Source organism: Pigmentiphaga kullae, from assembly GCF_004216695.1.
In the GTDB taxonomy this organism is placed as follows: Bacteria; Pseudomonadota; Gammaproteobacteria; order Burkholderiales; family Burkholderiaceae_B; genus Pigmentiphaga; species Pigmentiphaga kullae.
This window is the reverse complement of the sequence record NZ_SGXC01000002.1, coordinates 53,215-72,879: the sequence shown is the minus strand read 5'-3', so window position 1 is coordinate 72,879 and position 19,665 is coordinate 53,215. Positions and strand designations below refer to the sequence as shown.

Genomic DNA, 19,665 nt, shown 5'->3' with positions numbered 1-19,665 from the left:
CGCTCCGCTTCTTTTCTTTCATGGGAGAACGACGATGCCAGGCAAATCCAACCCGCAGACCCTGCCCCCGCAGCAACAACCCCGGCAACCCGGCATGCAGGGCGACATGCACCCTGAACCCCGGTCGACGGGCCCGGACTACCGGGCCGCGGGCAAGCTGGAGGGGCGCTGCGCCATCGTCACCGGCGGGGACAGCGGCATCGGCCGCGCGGTGGCGGTGGCCTTCGCCAAGGAAGGCGCGGACATCCTGTTCACCTACCTGGACGAGACCGCCGACGCCGAGGAGACCCGGCGGCTGGTAACCCAGGCGGGCCGACGCTGCGTGGGCATGGCCGGGGATCTCGGCAGCGAATCGCACTGCCGCGAAGTCGTGCGGCGCGCCATGGAAGAGTTCGGCCGTATCGACGTCCTCGTCAACAACGCCGGCGAGCAGCATCCGCGCCAGGCGCTGGAGGACATCGACAGCGCCCAGCTGGAGCGGACCTTCCGCACGAACTTCTTCGGCATGTTCAACCTGAGCCGGGAAGCCCTGCCGCACATGGCGTCCGGCGGCGCCATCGTCAACACCACGTCGGTCACCGCCTATCGCGGCAGCTCGCATCTGATCGACTACGCCGCCACCAAGGGGGCGATCGTCGCCTTCACGCGGTCGCTGTCGTCGGCGGTGGTCGAGCGCGGCATACGCGTCAACGCGGTGGCGCCGGGGCCCATCTGGACGCCCCTGATTCCCGCTTCGTTCAGCGCCGAGGAGGTCTCGACCTTCGGGTCGCAGGTGCCCATGAAGCGTCCCGGCCAGCCGGAGGAAGTGGCCCCCTGCTACGTCTTCCTGGCGTCGGACGACGCCAGCTACATGACCGGGCAGGTCCTGCACCCCAACGGCGGGGAAATCATCAACGGCTAGGCCGGATCAGCGCGCGCTGCCGAACATGTTCATCAGCGCATCGAAACTGCTGGCGCCGCGCGTGGAAAAGACGAAGCATTCCCCGTCCTGGTAATCGGCGGCGCGCATGCCTTGCGCCAGGCGCTCGGCATCCTCGATGGCCTCGTTCCAGGTGCCGCGTATCAGCGGGCAATACTTCAGCCGGCTGTCCAGCATGTCCTTGCCGGAGCGGGCCTTGACCTCGACATAGCCTCGGAACTGTCCCTCCGGCAGATCGTGCACGCGGGATTTCAGGAAGTATTGAACGGCGGCGTGTTCGACGACTTGGTTCATGACTGGCCTCCAGGAGTCCGTCTCTTGATCCTAGTCCATTGGAGTGCAGGATTTACGAAGAGGTCCGCGGCGCTAGCAAAAGTTTACATTCGTGCCAGGCTTGTGGCGGTCGGCGCCACACGGCAACAATTTCGCGGCTGGCCGCATGCGGCTGCCGGTATGATGGATGTTTCGTCGCCGCGCTGTTTCCGCACGCCCCATGAGGTCCCGCCACGCCGTTCTCGCCCTGCTGCTCGCGGCGGGCAACGCCTGCGCGGCCGACCCGGCAGGCAGCGCGCCGGCCGTCGCCGACACGCAATGGGCGGCCAGCTTCGCCGCGTTCGACCAGGCCGACCGCCTGCATGCGCCGGCTCCCGGCGGCATCCTGTTCATAGGCAGTTCATCCATACGCCTGTGGAACGACCTCGAAACCCGGTTCAAGGACCTGCCCGTCCTCAAACGCGGCTTCGGCGGCTCGCGCATGATCGACTGCGCGCGCCACCTGACCCGGCTGGTCGTTCCCTACCAGCCCCGCATCGTCCTCGTCTACGCCGGCGACAACGACCTGGCCGAGGGCCGCTCGCCGCGCGAAATCCTGGACAGCTTCACGGTGTTCGTCGAAGGCGTCCGCCAGGCGCTGCCTGAAACACGGATCGCCTACATCTCGATCAAGCCGAGCCCGGCGCGCTATTCGCTGATCCCGCAGGCCCGCGCCACCAACGCGTTGATCCAGGCCTACACGGAAAGCGTGCCCAACGCCGACTACATCGACGTCTTCACTCCCATGCTGACGGCCGACGGCATGCCCCGTGCCGAGCTGTTCCGCAGCGATGCGCTGCACCTGAACGACGCCGGCTACGCGCTCTGGACGTCGGTCATTTCGCGCCACGTACGCTAGCTCCGCTTTCCCCCTAGCCCGGCCCCGTCCCCACGCTCAGCGTCGCCCCGGTCCCGCCGGCGCGAGCGGCCGCGTCCGCCCGCCGGCCCCTGCCGGCTCCCGGCCCGGAACCGAACATGCGCACCAGCCTGGCCACGACATACATCGCGGCGATGCTCAGCCCGAACATCAGCGGATCGAACCAGAGCGGCCTGCCCGGATGGCTTTCGCCCACCACGGCCAGCGCGACCAGCACGATGACCAGATGGGCGCAGAAGACCGGCAGCGACGCGGCGCCCAGCGTTTCCAGCAGCCGCATGCGCGGTAGATGACGGGTCAGCCAGCCGCCGCCGTGCAGCAGCACCACGACCAGCGCCAGGAAGTCCAGCAGCCGCAGCGGCCCCACGTGCCACTTGTCGAACCACAGGTTGAGCGGATCGCCCTGGGGAAAGGGTTCCAACCCGGTCAGGTGGCGCCAGACGAAGAAAAGGATGACGACGCCCACCGCTGCCCTGACCAGCCACGGACGGAACACGAAGCGGCGCTCGGACGGCACCCGCGCGTGATAGGCGCCCAGGCACAGGCCGAGCACCCACAGCAATTGCCAGGCGAAAGTCTCGAACGATCCGGTCTCGCGGAACGGCACCGGCAGCCCGGTCATCGCCACCAGGCCGTCGTACAGCGCGCGCGACAAGCCGAACTGGGCCGCGCCCCACAACGCGATGCTCGCCCCCATCACCGTTTTCCATCCTCCCTGCAGGACATGGCTGAGGATCCACGGGCTTGCCAGCATGAACACGATGTAGACCGGCAGGATGTCCAGCAGCGGCGGGTTGTAGATCATCAGCAGCCCGGTCCACAGGCCGGTCAGCGGCGCATGCAGGTAGAACGACATGAGGTTGTTCGCGGCGGGCTGGTGGAATTTCATGCCCAGCGCGGCGATGACCGTGAACAGGAAGAGCAGGCACGCCGCCTGGCAGGCATAGATGACCAGGGCGCGCCGCAGGAACGCGCGGCGCATCGCGGGAATGCCGTCGCGCACGGCGCGCTGGGTGTACACCAGCCCCGCCATGTAGGCCGACAGGAAGACGAAGCCTTCCGCCGCCGAGACGAAGCCGAAAGGCTGGCCCGCCGGTATCGAGAACCAGGTCGGCAGATGCGTGGACGTCATCAGCACCAGCATCAGTCCGCGCAGCGCGTCCAGTTCCCAGCGGCGGGACGAGGCGGGCGGCGGGGCGCAAGCGTAGGGGGAAGTGGTGGACACGGGCGTGGCGGGCGCAATGTAGGGGGAGTCTGCATGGACAGCGTGGAATGCGAACAATTCGTGCTTGTTGCAATCCGATACGGGTAAGCCCCTAATTACTTAACAAAATTAATATTTATCATTGTTAAACAAATCAACCCAGAACCAGGGGACGGAGACACATGAAACGCATCCTGCTGGCCAGCGCCCTCGCGCTGGCCGCCACCGGCGCACACGCCCAGAACGTGACGCTGTACGGCATACTCGATACGGGCATCGAATACGTGAACCACGCCAACGCGCAAGGCGACGCGACCTGGCGCATGCCCAGCAACACCGGCGGGCTCATGCCCTCGCGCTGGGGCCTGCGCGGCACGGAAGACCTGGGCAACGGCCTGAAGGCGCTCTTCACCCTGGAAAGCGGCTTCGGCGTGGATACCGGCGTGTCGGGCCAGGGCGGACGCCTGTTCGGCCGCGCGGCATGGGTCGGGTTGTCGGGCAACTGGGGCACGGTCACGCTGGGCCGCCAGTCCAACATGACGTTCTTCGCCCTGCTCGACTCCGACGTCATGGGGCCGGCGGTGTACGGCCTGGGATCGCTGGACAACTACATCCCCAATACGCGTTCGGACAACGCCATCGGCTATCGCGGCACCTTCTCGGGCCTGACTGTGGGCGCCACCTACAGCTTCGGCCGGGATGTCGCGGCCAGCGGCGGCCCGGCCGCCACCAATTGCGCGGGCGAAGTCCCGGGCGACCGCAAGGCCTGCCGCCAGGTCACCGCGCTGCTCAAGTACGACCTGGGCCCGGGCGGCGTCGCCGCCGCCTACGACCAACTGCGCGGCGGCACCGGCGCCGCCGGCGGCCTGTCCAGCAGCGACACCTCCGACACGCGTACCGTGCTCAACGGCTACTACCGCTTCGGCGACCTGAAGATAGGCGGCGGCTGGATCGGCCGCATCACGCGCGCGGCCACCCGCTCGGAAGCCAATCTGTACTACCTGGGCGCCTCGTACGCGCTGTCGCCGGCCTGGACCCTGGACGGCCAGGTGGCGCACCTGAAGAACAAGACCACCGATGCCCGCTCCACGCTGGCCACGGTGCGCGCGACCTATTCGCTCTCCAAGCGCACGGCGGTCTACGGCCTGGTGGGCTACATGGACAACAACAAAAACGCCAACCTCTCGGTCAGCGGCGGCCAGGCCTTGGCTGGTCTTCCCAACGGCCTGAACCAGACCGGCGTGATGCTGGGCATGCGGCACAGCTTCTGAAGTCCGGGCGGCGCACGGCCGCCCCGCGTGGTATGTTGTGGCACTGGACTGGGCCGCCCTCGCGGCGGCCCTTTTTTTGTCACTGGGCCGCCTCGAGAAAAACGCCTAAGCGCCCACGCATCGACTCGCACCCGCCACCACATGCCCAAGACCCCGCCGCGCACCACCTCCTCGCCGCGACCGGCCAAATCCGAACTGGACCACTCCCGCCTTTCCCACCTGCTGGGCTTCCAGACCTCGCTCGCGCACGTCAAGCTGCAGAAGGCCTTCTTCTCGAGCATGAAGGACCTGGACCTGCGGCCCGTGGAGTTCGCCATCCTGGTGCTGCTGGCCTACAACGACAAGGCCAACCAGCAGAACCTGTGCCGCAGCCTGTCGCTGTCCGCGCCGCGCCTAGCGCTGGTCCTGGACCGCCTGCAGGAGCGCGGGCTGCTGTCGCGCGAGCGCAGCGACACCGACAGGCGCGCCCACCACGTGGTGCTGACCGCCGAGGGCCGCCGGCTCGCGCTCGAGGCCGAGCGCCTGTCGCACGGCATGGAGGAAGACATCCTCGCGCCGCTGTCCCAGGGAGAACGGCAGATCCTGGGCGAACTGCTGGCCAAGATCGTGCGGGGCGCGCGCGCCTAGCGTGCGCTAACGGCGCGCCCGGGCCTCGAGCACGGCGTACGCCGCCACCGCCGGCACCAGCGGACACAGGTAGTAGATCGCGCGATAGGCCAGCAGCGCGGCCAGGATCTCATAGGCGGGCAGTCGGCCCGCCAGCATCGTCAGGAACACGGCCTCGAGCACACCCAGCCCCGCCGGCACGTGCGTCAGCGCCCCGGCCACCGCGCTCAGCAGCATCACGCCCAGGACGGCGGCATAGTCCACCCGCCCTCCCATGAACAGATGGACGATCAGCCCCATGACCAGCCAGTTGGCGATCGACATCGCGCCCTGCACCAGCGCCATCCGCCATCCCGGCCACTCGATGGACACGCCCTTCAGCACGAAGCGGCGGCGTCCCACCCCCGCGCACATCGCCCCGTACCCCGCCACCAGCGCCCAGCACGCCACGCCCAGCACGGGCAGGAAGCCGGCCGGTATTCCCCATCCCGGCGGCACGCGCACCGCGCCCGCGAGCAGCAGCGCTCCCAGCAGTATCAGATAGCCCAGCCAGTTGCTCAGCACGCTCAGCGCGTAGACCTTGGTGATGTCCGGCGCCGCCAGCCCCAGCCGGGAATACAGCCGGTAGCGAAAGGCGACGCCGCCGACCAGGGCCCCCATGTTCAGCGTGAACGCATAGCAGATGCCCGCCACCACCGCGACCTGCGCCGGGCGCAGCGCGTGGCCCACGTAGCGTCTGCCGAGCTGGTCGAAGCCGCCGAACAAGAGATGGCTGAGCACGGTCAGGCCCGCCGCCGCGCCCAGGGTCCAGGCCGTGTATCCCCGCAGCGATTGCAGGACCTTGCCCCAATCGATCTTGCTGACCTGCTCGGCCAGCAGCAGCGCCACCACGGCGATGAAGACCAGCGTGAGCGCGTGCCGGCCCCACCACCACCATGAACGGCGGCGGCCCCGGGCGGTCGAGGACGCGCGGCGCCTATCCGGTTTGGCGAGTGTGGGCATCGGGGGATTCGGCCGGGCGCCGCCGGGGCGCCTCGACCTTCTCCAGTCTGGGGGTGTGCGCAGGCAGCCAGCCCGCCCAGGCGGGGAAGCGCCGCAGGAAATGGAAGGCCACGAACGAGGCCGCCGCGCGCCATATCGGCCGCCGGTGCGATGCAACGGCCGTCACCTCGCGGCAGTACCTGCCGACCAGCGTGTCCAGCCGCTCGCGCAACGCCTGGTTGAACCGCTGATCGCGGATGACGAGGTTGGCCTCCAGGTTCAGCGACAGGCTGAGCGGGTCGAGATTGCTCGATCCCACCGTGGACCAGTCGTCGTCGGCCACGGCCACCTTGCCATGCAGCGGCCGCTCGCAATACTCGTAGATCCGCACGCCGGCATCCAGCAGATAGTCGTGCAGCATGCGTGCCCCCACCTTGACGATGGGCATGTCGGGCTCCCCCTGCAGGATCAGCCGCACGCGCACCCCGCGGCGCGCGGCATGGCGCAGGTCGCGCAACACGCGGTAGCCGGGAAAGAAATACGCGTTGGCGATGGTCAAGTCATGGCGGGCGGCGCGGATGGCGATGCGGTAGTGCTGCTCGATGTCCGTCCGGTGCGAGTCGTTGTCGCGCACCACGAACAGGCAGTCCGCGTCGCCCACGCGCTCGGCATCCGCCTCCGGCCGGCCTCCCGGCTGGCTGCGCCTGAGCTCTCCCGTGCGAACGAACGTGCGCAGGCGCGCGACGATGGGGCCGCGCACTTCGATGGCATAGTCCTGCTTGGCGCCCGGGCCGAAATCCGCGAGATGATCGGCCGAGAAATTGATGCCGCCGACGAAGGCCGTCTCGCCGTCGACGATCAGCAGCTTGCGATGCATGCGCCGGAAAACGTTGGTGCGCATGCCCAGCAGCTTGGGACGCGGATCGAATACCCGGACTTGCACGCCAGCGGCGATCAGGTCCGCCAGGAACGCTTCCGACAGGTCCACCGAACCGTAGCCATCCACCAGCACCGACACGAAGACGCCGCGCCGGGCGGCCTCCAGCAATACGTCGCGCAACGCGGTCCCGACCTTGTCCTCGAACAGGATGAAAGTCTCGAGCAGCACTTCGCGGCGGGCCCGCCGGATCACCTCGAACACGCGGGGAAAGAAGGCTTCGCCGTTCTCCAGCAGCGACACCGCGTTGCCGGACATCCATTGCGAACTGGCCGGGGGCCGGCGCGGGCGGCCGCCGCTGCCTCGGGACGGCCCGCTCACAGCGCGATCTCCGCCGCCAGCGGCGCATGGTCCGACAACGACGTCCAGGGCCGGCGTCCCAGGCGCATGGGCCAGTGGTCGCGCGCGCCGCGCACATAGATGCGATCGAGCGGCAGGACCGGACACCACGCGGGGAAAGTGCGGACCAGCCGTCCGTTAGCATGGGCATGCACTTCACGCAACCCGGCGCAGCCGTCCAGGACCCGGCCGGCACGCCGGCGCCAGTCGTTGAAATCGCCGGCCACCACCAGCGGCGCATCGGCGGGAATCTCCTTCTCCACCAGGTGGCACAGCAGTTGCAGTTGGCGCACGCGATGGCGCTCCTGCAATCCCAGGTGCACGCATATCGCATGGATGTCGCCGCCAGTTCCCGGCGCCCGGACCACGCAATGCAACAGGCCGCGCCGCTCCGGCCCGCCGATGGAAACGTCGCGGTTCTCGTAGCGCACGATGGGAAACTTGGACAGCACCGCGTTGCCGTGGTGGCCGTCCGGATAGACCGCGTTGCGCCCGTAGGCGAAGTCCGTCCAGATGGTATCTGCCAGGAACTCGTACTGCGGCGTCGCGGGCCAGTCGGCGAACCGCAGCGAATGCCTGGCATGCGTGCCCAGCACTTCCTGCAGGAACACCATGTCGGCCGCCACGCTGCGCACCGCCTCCCGCAGGTCATGCAGGATGAAGCGGCGATTGAAAAAATTGAATCCCTTGTGGACATTCACGGTCAGGACGCGGAACGTCAGCCCGCCCGGGCCGCCTTGCCTCTTGCCATCGATCTCGGTGTTCATGCGGCCCCGCGCCGCAAGAAGCGTTCCCGGTCCAGCCCCTATTCCAGCGGCAGCCACTGGCGCCCGTCGCGGGCCAGCAGCACGTCCGCCTGCACCGGCCCCTGGCTGCCGGCGCGGTAGGGATGGATCTCGCCGCCGTCTTCCCAGGCTTGCAGGAACGGCATCACCGCCTCCCAGCCCAGCTCGATGTCGGCCGCCCGCTGGAACAGCGTCGCGTCGCCCACCATGCAGTCGTAGATCAGGGTTTCGTAGCCCGAACTGTGGCCGGTCATGAAATGGTCCGCGTAGCGGAAATCCATGCTGACCGGCGCGATGCGGATCTTCGAGCCCGGCACCTTGGCCTTCATGTGGAAGAACAGCCCCTCGTCGGGCTGGATCTGCAACACCAGCGAATTGGATGGCGGCTTTTCCTGCGCGCTCTGGCGGAACAGTGCATGGCCGGCATCCTTGAAGGCAATGACGATCTGCGTCTGGCGCCGCGCCAGCGCCTTGCCGGTGCGCAGGTAGAACGGCACGCCGCCCCAGCGCCAGTTGTCGATGCCCAGCTTCAGCGCCACGTAGGTCTCGGTCCGGCTGTCCGGCGCCACGCCCTCCTCCTCGCGATAGCCGCGCATGGACTGGCCGCCGACCACACCTGCTCGGTACTGGCCGCGCACGCTGTTCTGCAGCGCCTCGTCCGGCGTCTGGATGCGGATGGCGTCCAGCAGCTTTTCCTTCTCGGTGCGCACGGCATCGGCATCGAAGGAATTGGGCGGCTCCATCGCCACCATGGCCAACAGCTGGAACAGGTGGTTGGGCACCATGTCGCGCAGCGCCCCGGTCTGCTCGTAGAACTGCGAGCGGCGCTCCACGCCGATCGCCTCGGCCGCCGTGATCTGGACGTGGTCGATGTACAGCCGGTTCCAGTTGCTTTCGAACACGCTGTTGGCGAAGCGGGACACCAGGATGTTCTGCACCGTTTCCTTGCCCAGGAAATGGTCGATGCGGAAGATCTGGTTCTCGTGCACGACCCGCGTCAGCTGCTTGTTCAGCTCGCGCGCGGAAGGCAGGTCGCGGCCGAACGGCTTCTCGATCACCACGCGGCGCCAGCGGCCGTGGCCCTGCTTCAGCAGCCCCGCATCGTGCAGGTGGCGCGCGATGGACTGGAAGAACGTGGGAGCGGTGGCGAAATAGAAGATGACGCCGCCCGGCTCGGGCGCCAGCATCGTGGCGAGCTGGGCATAGGTCTGCTCGCCCTCGAAATCTCCCATCAGGAAGGACGTGCGGCCCATCAGCCAGTCCCAGGCCTGGGCATCGAAGCCGGCGGCCGGCCCACCCCGCGAGGCGACGACCTGTTCCATCGAATGCTTCAGCCCGCCCCGGAACTCGTCGTCGTCCAGCTTGCGATGGCCGACGCCGATGACGCGGAAGTCGGCGTTCAGCAGATTGAAACGCGCCAGGTTGTACAGCGCCGGGATCAGCAGGCGGCCGGTCATGTCGCCGGTCGCGCCGAAGATGACCAGGGTACAACGCGGGGCAGGCTGCAGCGCCACCGTGGGCGCCTGCCTGTTCATCGGGGAATCCATCGCTTGCCGCCTCCAGGACATGGCCTGATTATGGCGGCGGCGATGCGGCGTCGCAACACGGCCACGCCGCCCGCTCACAACTGGTCACGCCCTGCCCCGGGGTGCGTCGCGCTTCCCGTCGCCGGCCAGGACGCCGCCCTGGATGCGCTTGCGGATCAGGTCGATGGTGGCCTGGGCCAGGCGCGTCAGCGGCCGCTGCGATACCGTCGCGATCACCAGCTGGCTGGTGAGCGATGGCGAGACGATGCGGGACGCATGCAGGTTGGGACGATGGGCGCGGCCGTAGATGGCATTGCGCGACAGCACCGCATAGCCCATGCCCCGGTCCACCAGATCCAGCAGGGACTCGATGGCATCGACCTCGAGCGCGACCGAGAGGGGCACGCCCAGGCGCGCGCACTGCACGTCCAGCAGGTTGCGGATGGCATTGGGCTGCCCCGGCGTGATCAACGGATAGTTCGCCAGCTCGCGCATCTTGACGCTGGCCGGCATGGGCTTGCCGTCCAGCCCCCGGCTGCCGATCAGGTACAGGTCTTCGGACCAGACGTGCTCGTAGGCCGCCTGCTGCGTGACGGGCGGGTTGTACAGCAGCGCGAAGTCCAGGCGCCCCAGCAGCAGCCATTCGTACATGGAGACCGTCAGGGCCTCGACCACGCCCAGCGAGGCACGCGGGAACCCGGCGCGGAAATCGCTGACCAGGTCCACCGTCAGCGACTTGCCCACGCTAGGCGGCATGCCCACCACCACCTTGCCTGCGGGCGAGCCGCGCAGGTCCTCGATTTCCTGCCTGGCCAGGCGCACCTGGTGCAGGATGCCGCGCCCACGCTCCAGCAGCCGCTTGCCGGCATCGGTGGGGATGACGCCGCGGCCATTGCGTTCGAGCAGGTGTTCCTTGAGTTCGACCTCGAGCTGCCGCACGTGGCGGCTGACCACGGGTTGCGATAGATTGAGGGTGATCGCGGCCCGGGTAACGCTGCCGAACTCGACGACTCGCACGAAGCATTCGAGTTGTTTCAAGTCCATGGAAAGCCCCGATTCATGTTTTTTAAGCATAACAGCTAGTTCTGATTTGTGGTTTCCAATGGGAGTTTCCGGGTCAAAATGGCAAGCTGACTGCATGGCGTCCTTGGGCGCCCTGCATGACCAGAAGGCGGGCAGGCGACCCGTCGCCACCCCCTCCAACGATTTGAGGACGACAATGATCCGTACCCTGCTCGCGCGCCTGTGTCTCGGCGCCACCGCCACCCTGATCGCCGCCGGCGCCCAGGCCCAGGAATTCCCCACCAAGCCGCTGCGCCTGATCGTGCCCTTCGGACCCGGCGGCGTCGCCGACGTCACCGCCCGCATCGTGGCCCAGGGCCTGGCCGAGAAGTTCGGCAAGCCGGTCGTGGTCGAGAACATGCCCAGCGCCGGCGGCATCACCGGCGCCGTCACCGTGACGCGCGCCACGCCCGACGGCCACACGCTCTTCCTGGTCAGCAACCAGCAGGCGGTCAGCCCCTCGCTGTTCAAGTCGCTGCCCTACGATCCGGTCAAGCAGCTCGCGATGGTCTCGATGGTCGGTTCGTTCGACATCGTCATGGCGGTGGACCAGAACAGCCCGCTGCACACCGTTGCCGACGCCATCGCCGCGGCCAAGAAGGATCCGCAGCACTTCAACCTCGGCACCATCGGCGTGGGCAGCACGCAGCACCTGTCGGCCGAGATGTTCCGCTCCATGGCCGGCCTGGACGTGCCCACCATTCCGTTCAAGTCCAGCGGCGAGGTGCTGAGCGCCGTCAAGGGCAAGAGCGTGCAGGTCATGTTCGAGACCGTGCCGGCCGTGATCGGCAACATCAAGGGCGGCAGCCTGCGCGTGCTGGGCGTGGGCTCGGTCAAGCGCGGCCAGCTGTTCCCCGACACCCCGACCATCGCCGAGACCGTGCCGGGCTACACGGCCGTCTCGTGGAACGGCTTCGCCGCGCCCGCCGGCACGCCGCCCGCCATCGTCGACAAGCTGAACGCCGCCGTGCGCGAAGTGGTCAAGGATCCGGCCATCAACAAGAAGCTGGTCGACGTCGGCATGATTCCGCAGACCAACACGCCCAAGGAGTTCCAGGACTTCCTGGTGGCCGAGATCGCGAAGTGGAGCAAGGTGATCGACACCGCCAAGATAGAAAAACAGTAACCCCCCCTACGCGCTGACGCGCGCCCCCCCAGGGGGGCGGCACTGGCGGACCGGCGGAGCCGGATCCGCTGTGCCCTGGGGTACTACCGGGCTGGCGGAGACTGGCGTTTTGTTGCTAGGGCTGGCTGAGTGGTCGTGGTCCACAATTCGATGTGCTTTGATCGCTGGAGAAAAGAATGCTGGGTGTAGTCGTACGAAAGAAGCCGGCGCTGCCCGAGGGCGCGGCCGAGAAGCTGGCTGCGCAGGGCGTGGCCACGGTGCATGAGGCGCAGGGGCGCAGCGTCGGCCTGATGCGGCCTTATATGCGTCCGATCTACGCGGGCGCGTCGATTGCCGGACCCGCTGTGACGGTGCTGGCGCAGCCGGGCGACAACTGGATGCTGCACGTCGCGGTCGAGCAGTGCTCGCCGGGCGACATCCTGGTCGTGGCCTGCACCACCGAGAACGCCGACGGCATGTTCGGCGACCTGCTCGCCACCTCGCTCAAGGCGCGCGGCGTGCGCGGCCTGGTGATCGACGCCGGCGTGCGCGACGTGGCCACCCTGACCGCGATGGGCTTTCCCGTCTGGTCCAAGGCCATCAACGCCCGCGGCACCGTCAAGGCCACCATCGGCTCGGTCAACGTGCCCATCGTCTGCGGCGGCGCCCTGGTCAACCCGGGCGATGCCATCGTGGCCGACGACGACGGCGTGGCCATCGTGCCCAATGCCCAGGTCGCCACCGTCATCCAGAAGGCCGACAAGCGCGTGCAGGAAGAGGAAGGCAAGCGCGCCCGCCTGGCCGCCGGCGACCTCGGCCTGGACATCTACAACATGCGCCCCAAGCTGGCCGAGGCCGGCCTGCGCTACGTCGACTCGCTGGACGAACTGAACGGCTGAGACCGCCCCCTGGGGGAGACCCGTCTCCACCGGACCCCGCCGCGGCTTGCCGCGGCAGTCCCCGAACCCTGAAGCTGAACCATGAAAACCTGCGCCGCACCCGATCCCAATCCCATCAAACCGCGCGAGGCCCTGCCGGCCGGCGCGTGCGATGCCCACTGCCACGTCTTCGGCCCCGCCGACAAGTTCCCCTACGCGCCCGACCGCAGCTACACGCCGCCCGACGCCCCGTTCGAGCGCCTGCGCCAGCTGCATGACTTCCTGGGCCTGGACCGCGCGGTCATCGTGCAGGCGAGCTGCCACGGCGACGACAACACCGCCATGCTCGACGCCATCGCCCGCAGCGAGGGCCGCTACCTGGGCGTGGCCATCGTCAATGGCTCCGAGACCGACGAGCAACTGGCCGACATGGACGCCGGCGGCGTGCGCGCAGTGCGTTTCAACTTCGTGCAGCACCTGGGCGGCGCACCCGACCTGGAAGTCTTCGACAAGACCATCGAACGCCTGGACGGCCTGGGCTGGCACGTCGTGCTGCACCTGGACGCGCAGGACATCCTGACCTACAGCGACCGCATCAACCGCATCAACGTGCCCTTCGTGATCGACCACATGGGCCGCGTGCAGGCCGCCAAGGGCCTGGACCAGGAACCCTTCCGCGCCCTGCTGGAACTGATGAAGAACCCGCTGGCCTGGGTCAAGGTCTGCGGCGGCGAGCGCGTGTCCGTGGGCAAGCGCCCCTTCGCCGACGCCGCGCCCTTCGCCGCCCGGCTGATCGAAGCCGCGCCGGACCGCGTGCTGTGGGGCACCGACTGGCCGCACCCGAACATCTCGAAGGACATGCCCAACGACGGCGAACTGGTCGACCTGATGCTGGACTTCTGCCCGGACCCCGCCCTGCGCCGCAAACTGCTGGTCGAGAACCCCGAGAAGCTGTACCGCTTCAAGCCGCTGGCCTGAACGCCGCGCACTGATTGACGACGCTTTACCCTCGGCCCCGGACGTGCGGACTTCGCGCCCCGGGGCCATTCATTCGGGCTCGGCGCCCCCCTACCTGCGCCTGTTCCTCTAGGTCGCCGCCCGGATCCGCTCCACCACCGCGGCCAGATCCGCGCGGACCTTCTCGCCCAGGCCGGCGATGGGCGGACGCGCCGGACCGGCATCGCGGCCGGCCAGCGCCATGGCCTCCTTGATGACCACCGGGAACGATCCCCAGGCCCAGGCCGCGCGCAGCGGCGCGAACACGTTGGAGATGCGCAGCGCCTCGTCGTGGTTGCCTGCCTTCAGCGCGTCGTACATGCGCACCATCAGTTCGGGAAAGACGTTGGCCGCCGGCGAAATCGTGCCCTGCCCGCCGTGGAACATCATGGCCAGCGCCACCGTATCGCGCCCGGAAAACAGCAGCGCGGGACGCGGCGCCGTCAGCAGGTACTCCACCGACTGGGTCAGGTCGCCGCAGGAATCCTTCATCCCCACGATGTTGTCGGCCGCGCGCATGCAGCGCGCCAGCGTGGCCGGCTGCACGTTCACGCTGGTGCGCGGCGGATTGTTGTACAGCATGACCGGCAGGCGGGTGGCGCGGGCGACCGCCGTGTAGTGCGCCACCAGTTCGTCCTGCGACGGCTGCGCGAAGTACGGCGTGATGACCAGCGCCAGGTCCACGCCCAGGGCCTCGGCCGCCTTGGTCAGTTCGATGGACTTGCGCGTGGTCGCGCCGCCCGTGCCGGCGTACAGCGGCACGCGGCCGTCGATGGCCCGCACCGACAGCTCCAGCAGCCGGATGTGCTCGTCGGTATCCAGCGCGAAGAATTCGCCCTGGCTGCCCGCCACCGAGATGCCGTGCACCCCGGCCCGGATATAGCCCTCGATCAGTTCGCCCACCCTGGCCTCGTCCAGGCGATGGTCGCGGGTGAAAGGCGTGGCCATGGCCGGCACGACGCCGTGGAACTTCGAAATCTGCATGTGAACTCCCGTGTAGGACGATCTCAGTCGCCAACGCCCATGAGGCGGCCCAGGCGGCCGACGTATTGCCCGAAGGCGGCTTGTTCCTTGGTGGTGCGCGGGTCGCGTGGACGCGGCAGGTCTATCCGCATGTCCTCGACGATGCGCCCCGGACTTTCGCTCATGACCAGCACCCGGTCGGACAGGAAGACGGCTTCCGCGATGCTGTGCGTGATCAGCAGCACCGTCTGTCGCATCTCCTGCCAGAGCCGCAGCAGCTCGACGTTCAACTGGTCGCGCGTCAGCGCGTCCAGCGCGCCGAAAGGCTCGTCCAGCAGCAGCACCTTGGGATGCGTGATCAGGATCTGCCCCAGGGCCGCGCGCTGGCGCATGCCGCCCGACAGTTCGTGCGGATGGTTGCGGCGGAACCGCTCCAGCTTGAGCACCGGCAGGATCTGCTCCACCCGGCGGTCGATCTCGGCGGGCGCCACGCCCGCCACCTCGGCCGCCAGCCGGATGTTGGCCTCCACCGTTTCCCAGGGCAGCATGTTGTGGGTCTGGAACACCACCCCCACGTCGCTGGACATGCGCGTCTGGGCGTGCCCGAACACCCGGACCTCTCCTCCCGCGTCGGGTTGGATCAGGCCCGCGACGATACGCAGCAGCGTGCTCTTGCCACAGCCGCTCGGCCCCAGGATGGAAACGAATTCCCCGCGCGAGATGGAGAAATCGACCTGGTCGAGCGCCCGCACGCCGTTGCGCGAACGGAACGTCTTGGCGGTCCGCTCGACCTGGATGGCGGTCTCGGTCCGCACGGCTCCCGCGTCCCCGCCCGTCATGGCCGCGGCTCTCACTTGCGCGCCCCGACCCAGCCCCCTTCCGAGATGTCGAACACGACGCCGTCCAGGTCGCGGAATTTCATCTCGTAGTAGAGGCTTTTCTTGTCGTGCGGCAAGTCCATGAAGAAGGTGCCGCCATGCTCTTCGATGCGGCGCCGCTGCTCGTCCAGGTCGTCCACCCAGAAGCCGAAGTGGTGGGTGCCCACCCAGTCCTTGCCCCGGTCGCGGCCGGCGGCATCGTCGGTCTTGTAGTTCAGCAGCGCGAGGCAGATCGTGCCGTCCGACAGGTACACGCCGTCGGCCAGCGGCGAATGCGTGGGTTCGACGATCTCCAGCCCGAATACCTCGCTGTAGAACTTGGCGGCCTTCTCGGGATCGGGAACGGCAAGGGCGATGTGACGTAGCTTGGCCATGCGAAATGCTCCTGAAAGATGTGAGATGGATGCGAGGCTCAGAAGCCTCGCCACCAGATGCGCTTGGCCGCCAGTTCGACCAAGAGATACAGCAGGCCGGCCACGGCCGACACGACGATGAGGGCGGCGAACAGATAGTCGGTCCGGCCATTGGCGTTGGCCTCGAGGATCAGGTGGCCCAGGCCGCTGTCCGAACCCACGAACTCGCCCACGATGGCGCCGATGACCGCCAGCGGCATCGCCGAGCGGCACCCGTCCATGATGGAGGGCAGCGCCGCCGGCACGTACAGGCGGCGGAACGTGGTCCAGGCCGGCGCGCGGATGGCCTTGAAGTGCTCGATCAGGTGGGCGGGCGTGCCGGCCAGTCCGCCCATGGTCGCGATCACGACCGGGAAGAAGGCGAACAGGAAGGCCATCAGGATCTTGGAGGCCGCCCCGTAGCCGAACCAGATCACCATCAGCGGCGCCAGCGCGATCTTGGGCAGCCCCTGGAACACCACGACCAGCGGATACAGCGCCCGCCGCAGCAGGGGCATCGCATGGATGGCCAATCCCAGCGCGATGCCGCCGATGACCGCCATCGCGAAGCCGGCCAGCACCTCCTGGGTCGTGACCCAGGATTGCACGACCAGCGCGGCGCGATGGGTCCACAGGCTTTCCAGCACCTTGGACAGCGGCGGCAACAGGTAGGGCTTGATGCCGAACATGTCGACGGCGCGCTCCCACAGCAGGGCCAGCAGCAGGCACAACACCGCGGGATCGATCACGCGGCGCCAGGTCTCGCCGGAAGGCAGCAGCCGCAGCGCGCGCCGCTCGGCGGTGGGCAGCGTGGTGGGTTGTACGTGCGCGTTCATGCCTGCCCCTCCTGCTCCCCGCCGCCCCGGGGCCCCCAATCGGGGGCCGGCACGACGAAGCGGGAAAAATGCCATTGATCGAAGGCCGCGAGATCGTTCCGCCACACCCGCGCGACATGCGGCTGCTCGGGCGTGACCTGCACCATTTCCGCGTAGAACTCGCAGTAGTTGCCGTCGGGATCCTTGAACACCAGGAACAGGTTCTCGCCCGGCCCGTGCTTGCCTATGCCGCGCACGATCTCGACGCCCTGCTCCTGCAGGTAGCGCGCCGCTTCCTCGATCTCCGCCAGGGAACCCAGCTCGTACGAGAAATGCTCCATGCCCGGGCGTCCCGGCGCATAGGTGGCCTCGCGCAAGGAGCCATCGGTGGGAATCTGCGCCAGCGCGAGATCGTGGTGATCGTGGCCGCAACGCAGGAACGCCATCTGATCCTCGATGTAGTCCGAGATCTCCAGCCCGACGATGTCGGTGTAGAAGCGCACCGAGGCCGCGAGATCGCGCACGTTCAGTACGACGTGCCCCAGCCTGCGCGGGCAAGGTCGAGTCGCCATGCTTGCCTCCTACTTCAGCAGATCGTTGGTATAGGTGTCCTGCGGCTTGACCTTGCCGTTCAGGCCGAAGGCCTTGTCGACGAACTGCACCGTCGAACGCATGCGATCGTCGCGCAGGTAGCCCAGCCCCTTGTCCCTGGCCTGCGGATCGACCAGCAGGTCCGCCATGTCGCGGATCTGGGCCAGGGCCACGCCCCGGTCGGTGACGGGGAACATCTTGACCATGAGATCGGCCGCCCGCTCGGGATTGGCGAAGGCATATTCATAGCCGCGGTAGGAAGCCTTCAGGAACTTGCGCACCATGTCGGGCCGCTTGCGGATGGTGTCCTCGCTGGCGGCGAAACCGCTGCCGTAGGCATCCAGGCCGAAGTCGCCGTACTCGATCCAGCCCAGCGGCACGCCGGCAGCGTCGGCCTGTTTCTGCGTGACGGCGCGGTTGCTGGCGCGCCAGCATTCGGCCAGGTCGATGCGCCCTTCGATCAGCGAGGCATCGACGACGGCCGGGTCCATGCGCAGCAGCCGGATGCTGTCGCGCGGCTGGCCGTTCAGCTCCAGCCATGCCGGCACCACGTTGTGGACCGGCGAGGCCGAGCCCCCGCCCAGCGTCAGCCCCTTCATGTCGGCGGGCGACTTGGGCTTGTGCCGCCGGGTATCGAAGCAGATGCCGGCCGGCCAGCGCGTGTTGAGCGCGCCCACCATGCGGATCTTGCCGCCGTTGGACCGGTTCAGGACCAGGCTGATGGGATCGACGTAGCCGAACTCGTATTGCCCCTGGTCCAGCTCGTTGGCGGTGCGGTTGCCGCCATAGCCGCGCTGGATGCTGACGTCCAGGCCCGCTTCCTTGAAGTACCCGAGTTCCTGCGCGACGATCACGCCCACGGAACTGCCCTGGGGCAGCCAGGCCATGTTGTAGGCGACCTTCTCCTGGGTGTGCGCCGCGCTTGCCCAGCCGATCAGCGCGGCCAGGCCCAGTGCCCGGCCCCACGCCGCGAAACCTTGCTTGCAGGGTTGCATGTCTTCTTCTCCATACGTCGTACAGCGAATGACCACGACTACCCGGCGCGCTCAGACCTTTTCGGCCTGCACCTGGTTGGACAGACGGCCGATGCCGTCGACGGAGGCGACCATGGTGTCGCCGGCCTTCAGGTAGATGCCCCGCCCCATGCCCACGCCGGTGGGCGTACCGGTGGCCACGACGTCGCCCGGCTCCAGCGTGACGATGGTGGACAGGTACGCGATCTGCTCGCGAACGGTCCAGATCATGTTGGCGGTGCTGTCCTGCTGCATGGGCTCGCCATTGACGTCCAGCCTGAGCTGCACGGCCTGGGGATCGGGAATCTGCCAGGACGGCACCAGCCACGGGCCCAGCGGCGCGAACGTGTCGTGGCACTTGCCCTGGAACCAGTCATGCTTGAAGGGATAGTCGGAGCGCACGTTCAGGTCGCGCGCCGACACGTCGTTCAGGATGGTGTAGCAGGCGACGTGCTCCAGCGCCCGCTCGGCCGTCACGCGGCGGCACCGCGTGCCGATGACGGCCGCCAGTTCCACTTCCCAGTCCAGCATGACCGTTTCCGGCGGAAGCTGGACCACGTCGCCATCGCCCACCACGGTGTTCGACAGCTTCAGGAACATGTAGGGCTTGCTCTGGGACTTGGCGGCCAGCACGGTGCCCATCTCGTTGGCATGGGACGCGTAGTTGGACGCGGCGCAGAAGATGCGCTGCGGCACGTAGGGGGCGGCGACCGTATGTTCACCGGCGGGCACCGGACGGATCGCGCCCGAGGCGGCCAGGCGCTCGGCCGCCGGGCCCGCCTCGCGCAGCCAGGGGGCGGTTTGCGGCCAGGCCGCCAGCATGTCGGCGACGCCGCCGCGGCAGGCTTCGGGCAAGGCCGGCAATCCCGCCGCCAGGGCGGCATCCAGGTCATACAGGCGCTGATCCAGGACCAGGGCGGGCGCCAGCCGGTCGGACCGGCGGTAAGTGGCAAGGGCAATCCAGGACATTCCACAACTCCTTTGTTGATGAAATCCGGTACAGCTTTGCATTCACTTTCCATAAATTGTGTGCAATTTTATTTTCCAGCACGCAAAACGGTCAAGAAAATGCGCATAGGGAGAAACGCGAAGGAAGCGGTGCCGGATGGCGGGAGATGGGAAAACAGGGGCCAGAACAAGGCCGCCCCGGGGTATGGAGCGCCCTCGCCAGGCAGTGAAGGGGAAACATGGCGTTCAGGACGAACAGCCGAAGGG

At 68.0% G+C, this 19,665-nt stretch carries 21 protein-coding genes; 7 read left to right on the top strand and 14 right to left on the bottom strand.

Annotated features, from left to right (window positions below; all coding sequences use genetic code 11):
- Window positions 1-34: 34 nt before the first annotated feature.
- Complete coding sequence (locus tag EV675_RS14570) at window positions 35-901, top strand: SDR family oxidoreductase (protein WP_130358084.1); 867 nt, start codon at window positions 35-37, stop codon at window positions 899-901.
- A gap of 6 nt (window positions 902-907) precedes the next feature.
- Here the strand turns inward: EV675_RS14570 and EV675_RS14565 are convergent, their stop codons facing one another.
- Complete coding sequence (locus tag EV675_RS14565; protein WP_130358083.1) at window positions 908-1,213, bottom strand: hypothetical protein; 306 nt, start codon at window positions 1,211-1,213, stop codon at window positions 908-910.
- Between the two features lie 199 nt (window positions 1,214-1,412).
- On the opposite strand from EV675_RS14565, the gene EV675_RS14560 reads away from it, so the two are divergent.
- Window positions 1,413-2,090, top strand: coding sequence for an SGNH/GDSL hydrolase family protein (locus EV675_RS14560; RefSeq protein WP_130358082.1), 678 nt, complete (start codon window positions 1,413-1,415; stop codon window positions 2,088-2,090).
- Between the two features lie 13 nt (window positions 2,091-2,103).
- On the opposite strand, the gene opgC is transcribed toward EV675_RS14560, so the two are convergent.
- Window positions 2,104-3,333, bottom strand: coding sequence for an OpgC domain-containing protein (gene opgC, locus EV675_RS14555; RefSeq protein ID WP_242621451.1), 1,230 nt, complete (start codon window positions 3,331-3,333; stop codon window positions 2,104-2,106).
- Between the two features lie 161 nt (window positions 3,334-3,494).
- Here opgC and EV675_RS14550 point away from each other — a divergent pair, with 161 nt between their 5' ends.
- Window positions 3,495-4,583, top strand: a complete 1,089-nt coding sequence (locus EV675_RS14550; RefSeq protein ID WP_130358081.1) for a porin — start codon at window positions 3,495-3,497, stop codon at window positions 4,581-4,583.
- 141 nt (window positions 4,584-4,724) lie between these two features.
- Window positions 4,725-5,210, top strand: a complete 486-nt coding sequence (locus EV675_RS14545) for a MarR family winged helix-turn-helix transcriptional regulator (protein WP_130358080.1) — start codon at window positions 4,725-4,727, stop codon at window positions 5,208-5,210.
- A gap of 6 nt (window positions 5,211-5,216) precedes the next feature.
- Here the strand turns inward: EV675_RS14545 and EV675_RS14540 are convergent, their stop codons facing one another.
- The 5 genes from EV675_RS14540 to EV675_RS14520 all read right to left on the bottom strand — a co-directional run bounded on the left by EV675_RS14540 (window position 5,217) and on the right by EV675_RS14520 (window position 10,801).
- Window positions 5,217-6,191 (bottom strand): lysylphosphatidylglycerol synthase domain-containing protein, encoded by a 975-nt coding sequence (locus EV675_RS14540; RefSeq protein ID WP_130358079.1) that lies wholly within the window; start codon window positions 6,189-6,191, stop codon window positions 5,217-5,219.
- Entirely contained in the window at window positions 6,166-7,365 is a 1,200-nt protein-coding gene (gene clsB / locus EV675_RS14535) for a cardiolipin synthase ClsB (RefSeq protein ID WP_130360095.1), read from the bottom strand. Before clsB ends, EV675_RS14540 begins: the two co-directional genes overlap by 26 nt.
- 59 nt (window positions 7,366-7,424) lie before the next feature.
- Window positions 7,425-8,213, bottom strand: coding sequence for an endonuclease/exonuclease/phosphatase family protein (locus EV675_RS14530; protein WP_130358078.1), 789 nt, complete (start codon window positions 8,211-8,213; stop codon window positions 7,425-7,427).
- A 38-nt stretch (window positions 8,214-8,251) separates the two neighbouring features.
- Window positions 8,252-9,766: a glucose-6-phosphate dehydrogenase gene (gene zwf, locus EV675_RS14525; protein WP_130358077.1), complete on the bottom strand. Its 1,515-nt coding sequence runs from the start codon at window positions 9,764-9,766 to the stop codon at window positions 8,252-8,254.
- A gap of 96 nt (window positions 9,767-9,862) precedes the next feature.
- Window positions 9,863-10,801 carry a LysR family transcriptional regulator gene (locus EV675_RS14520; protein WP_130358076.1) on the bottom strand — a complete coding sequence of 313 codons (939 nt, stop codon included), beginning with the start codon at window positions 10,799-10,801 and terminating at the stop codon, window positions 9,863-9,865.
- 175 nt (window positions 10,802-10,976) lie between these two features.
- On the opposite strand from EV675_RS14520, the gene EV675_RS14515 reads away from it, so the two are divergent.
- The 3 genes from EV675_RS14515 (at window position 10,977) to EV675_RS14505 (ending at window position 13,780) form a co-directional block, all read left to right on the top strand.
- Entirely contained in the window at window positions 10,977-11,945 is a 969-nt protein-coding gene (locus tag EV675_RS14515; RefSeq protein ID WP_165404615.1) for a Bug family tripartite tricarboxylate transporter substrate binding protein, read from the top strand.
- Window positions 11,946-12,121: 176 nt separating this feature from the next.
- The gene (locus EV675_RS14510; RefSeq protein ID WP_130358074.1) at window positions 12,122-12,823 is read left to right on the top strand and encodes a 4-carboxy-4-hydroxy-2-oxoadipate aldolase/oxaloacetate decarboxylase; all 702 of its coding nucleotides are present in this window, start codon (window positions 12,122-12,124) and stop codon (window positions 12,821-12,823) included.
- A gap of 81 nt (window positions 12,824-12,904) precedes the next feature.
- Window positions 12,905-13,780 carry an amidohydrolase family protein gene (locus EV675_RS14505; protein WP_130358073.1) on the top strand — a complete coding sequence of 292 codons (876 nt, stop codon included), beginning with the start codon at window positions 12,905-12,907 and terminating at the stop codon, window positions 13,778-13,780.
- A gap of 108 nt (window positions 13,781-13,888) precedes the next feature.
- Here EV675_RS14505 and dapA read toward each other — a convergent pair whose 3' ends face one another.
- Genes dapA through EV675_RS14470 form a run of 7 tightly spaced genes read right to left on the bottom strand, consistent with a single transcriptional unit; the run spans window position 13,889 to window position 19,419 of the window.
- On the bottom strand, window positions 13,889-14,782 hold the full coding sequence (dapA, locus tag EV675_RS14500) for a 4-hydroxy-tetrahydrodipicolinate synthase (protein WP_130358072.1): 894 nt from the start codon (window positions 14,780-14,782) through the stop codon (window positions 13,889-13,891).
- A gap of 23 nt (window positions 14,783-14,805) precedes the next feature.
- Window positions 14,806-15,600 carry an ABC transporter ATP-binding protein gene (locus EV675_RS14495; RefSeq protein ID WP_130358071.1) on the bottom strand — a complete coding sequence of 265 codons (795 nt, stop codon included), beginning with the start codon at window positions 15,598-15,600 and terminating at the stop codon, window positions 14,806-14,808.
- A gap of 11 nt (window positions 15,601-15,611) precedes the next feature.
- Window positions 15,612-16,013: a VOC family protein gene (locus EV675_RS14490; RefSeq protein ID WP_130358070.1), complete on the bottom strand. Its 402-nt coding sequence runs from the start codon at window positions 16,011-16,013 to the stop codon at window positions 15,612-15,614.
- A 38-nt stretch (window positions 16,014-16,051) separates the two neighbouring features.
- Window positions 16,052-16,867 carry an ABC transporter permease gene (locus EV675_RS14485; protein WP_130358069.1) on the bottom strand — a complete coding sequence of 272 codons (816 nt, stop codon included), beginning with the start codon at window positions 16,865-16,867 and terminating at the stop codon, window positions 16,052-16,054.
- Window positions 16,864-17,418, bottom strand: a complete 555-nt coding sequence (locus EV675_RS14480; RefSeq protein ID WP_130358068.1) for a VOC family protein — start codon at window positions 17,416-17,418, stop codon at window positions 16,864-16,866. The genes EV675_RS14485 and EV675_RS14480 overlap by 4 nt, the downstream gene beginning before the upstream one ends.
- 9 nt (window positions 17,419-17,427) lie before the next feature.
- On the bottom strand, window positions 17,428-18,432 hold the full coding sequence (locus EV675_RS14475) for an ABC transporter substrate-binding protein (RefSeq protein WP_130358067.1): 1,005 nt from the start codon (window positions 18,430-18,432) through the stop codon (window positions 17,428-17,430).
- Window positions 18,433-18,483: 51 nt separating this feature from the next.
- Window positions 18,484-19,419 carry a fumarylacetoacetate hydrolase family protein gene (locus tag EV675_RS14470; RefSeq protein ID WP_130358066.1) on the bottom strand — a complete coding sequence of 312 codons (936 nt, stop codon included), beginning with the start codon at window positions 19,417-19,419 and terminating at the stop codon, window positions 18,484-18,486.
- Between the last annotated feature and the right edge of the window lie 246 nt (window positions 19,420-19,665).

Excerpts from the sequence above, each read along its gene's own strand:
- EV675_RS14570 (WP_130358084.1), top strand. The coding sequence starts at position 35 with ATGCCAGGCAAATCCAACCCGCAGACCCTGCCCCCGCAGCAACAACCC.
- EV675_RS14550 (WP_130358081.1), top strand. The coding sequence starts at position 3,495 with ATGAAACGCATCCTGCTGGCCAGCGCCCTCGCGCTGGCCGCCACCGGC.
- EV675_RS14485 (WP_130358069.1), bottom strand. The coding sequence starts at position 16,867 with ATGAACGCGCACGTACAACCCACCACGCTGCCCACCGCCGAGCGGCGC.
- EV675_RS14545 (WP_130358080.1), top strand. The coding sequence starts at position 4,725 with ATGCCCAAGACCCCGCCGCGCACCACCTCCTCGCCGCGACCGGCCAAA.
- EV675_RS14530 (WP_130358078.1), bottom strand. The coding sequence starts at position 8,213 with ATGAACACCGAGATCGATGGCAAGAGGCAAGGCGGCCCGGGCGGGCTG.
- EV675_RS14510 (WP_130358074.1), top strand. The coding sequence starts at position 12,122 with ATGCTGGGTGTAGTCGTACGAAAGAAGCCGGCGCTGCCCGAGGGCGCG.
- EV675_RS14490 (WP_130358070.1), bottom strand. The coding sequence starts at position 16,013 with ATGGCCAAGCTACGTCACATCGCCCTTGCCGTTCCCGATCCCGAGAAG.
- EV675_RS14565 (WP_130358083.1), bottom strand. The coding sequence starts at position 1,213 with ATGAACCAAGTCGTCGAACACGCCGCCGTTCAATACTTCCTGAAATCC.
- EV675_RS14520 (WP_130358076.1), bottom strand. The coding sequence starts at position 10,801 with ATGGACTTGAAACAACTCGAATGCTTCGTGCGAGTCGTCGAGTTCGGC.
- EV675_RS14515 (WP_165404615.1), top strand. The coding sequence starts at position 10,977 with ATGATCCGTACCCTGCTCGCGCGCCTGTGTCTCGGCGCCACCGCCACC.
- dapA (WP_130358072.1), bottom strand. The coding sequence starts at position 14,782 with ATGCAGATTTCGAAGTTCCACGGCGTCGTGCCGGCCATGGCCACGCCT.
- clsB (WP_130360095.1), bottom strand. The coding sequence starts at position 7,365 with ATGTCCGGCAACGCGGTGTCGCTGCTGGAGAACGGCGAAGCCTTCTTT.
- EV675_RS14540 (WP_130358079.1), bottom strand. The coding sequence starts at position 6,191 with ATGCCCACACTCGCCAAACCGGATAGGCGCCGCGCGTCCTCGACCGCC.
- zwf (WP_130358077.1), bottom strand. The coding sequence starts at position 9,766 with ATGAACAGGCAGGCGCCCACGGTGGCGCTGCAGCCTGCCCCGCGTTGT.
- EV675_RS14495 (WP_130358071.1), bottom strand. The coding sequence starts at position 15,600 with ATGACGGGCGGGGACGCGGGAGCCGTGCGGACCGAGACCGCCATCCAG.
- EV675_RS14560 (WP_130358082.1), top strand. The coding sequence starts at position 1,413 with ATGAGGTCCCGCCACGCCGTTCTCGCCCTGCTGCTCGCGGCGGGCAAC.
- EV675_RS14475 (WP_130358067.1), bottom strand. The coding sequence starts at position 18,432 with ATGCAACCCTGCAAGCAAGGTTTCGCGGCGTGGGGCCGGGCACTGGGC.
- EV675_RS14470 (WP_130358066.1), bottom strand. The coding sequence starts at position 19,419 with ATGTCCTGGATTGCCCTTGCCACTTACCGCCGGTCCGACCGGCTGGCG.
- EV675_RS14505 (WP_130358073.1), top strand. The coding sequence starts at position 12,905 with ATGAAAACCTGCGCCGCACCCGATCCCAATCCCATCAAACCGCGCGAG.
- EV675_RS14480 (WP_130358068.1), bottom strand. The coding sequence starts at position 17,418 with ATGGCGACTCGACCTTGCCCGCGCAGGCTGGGGCACGTCGTACTGAAC.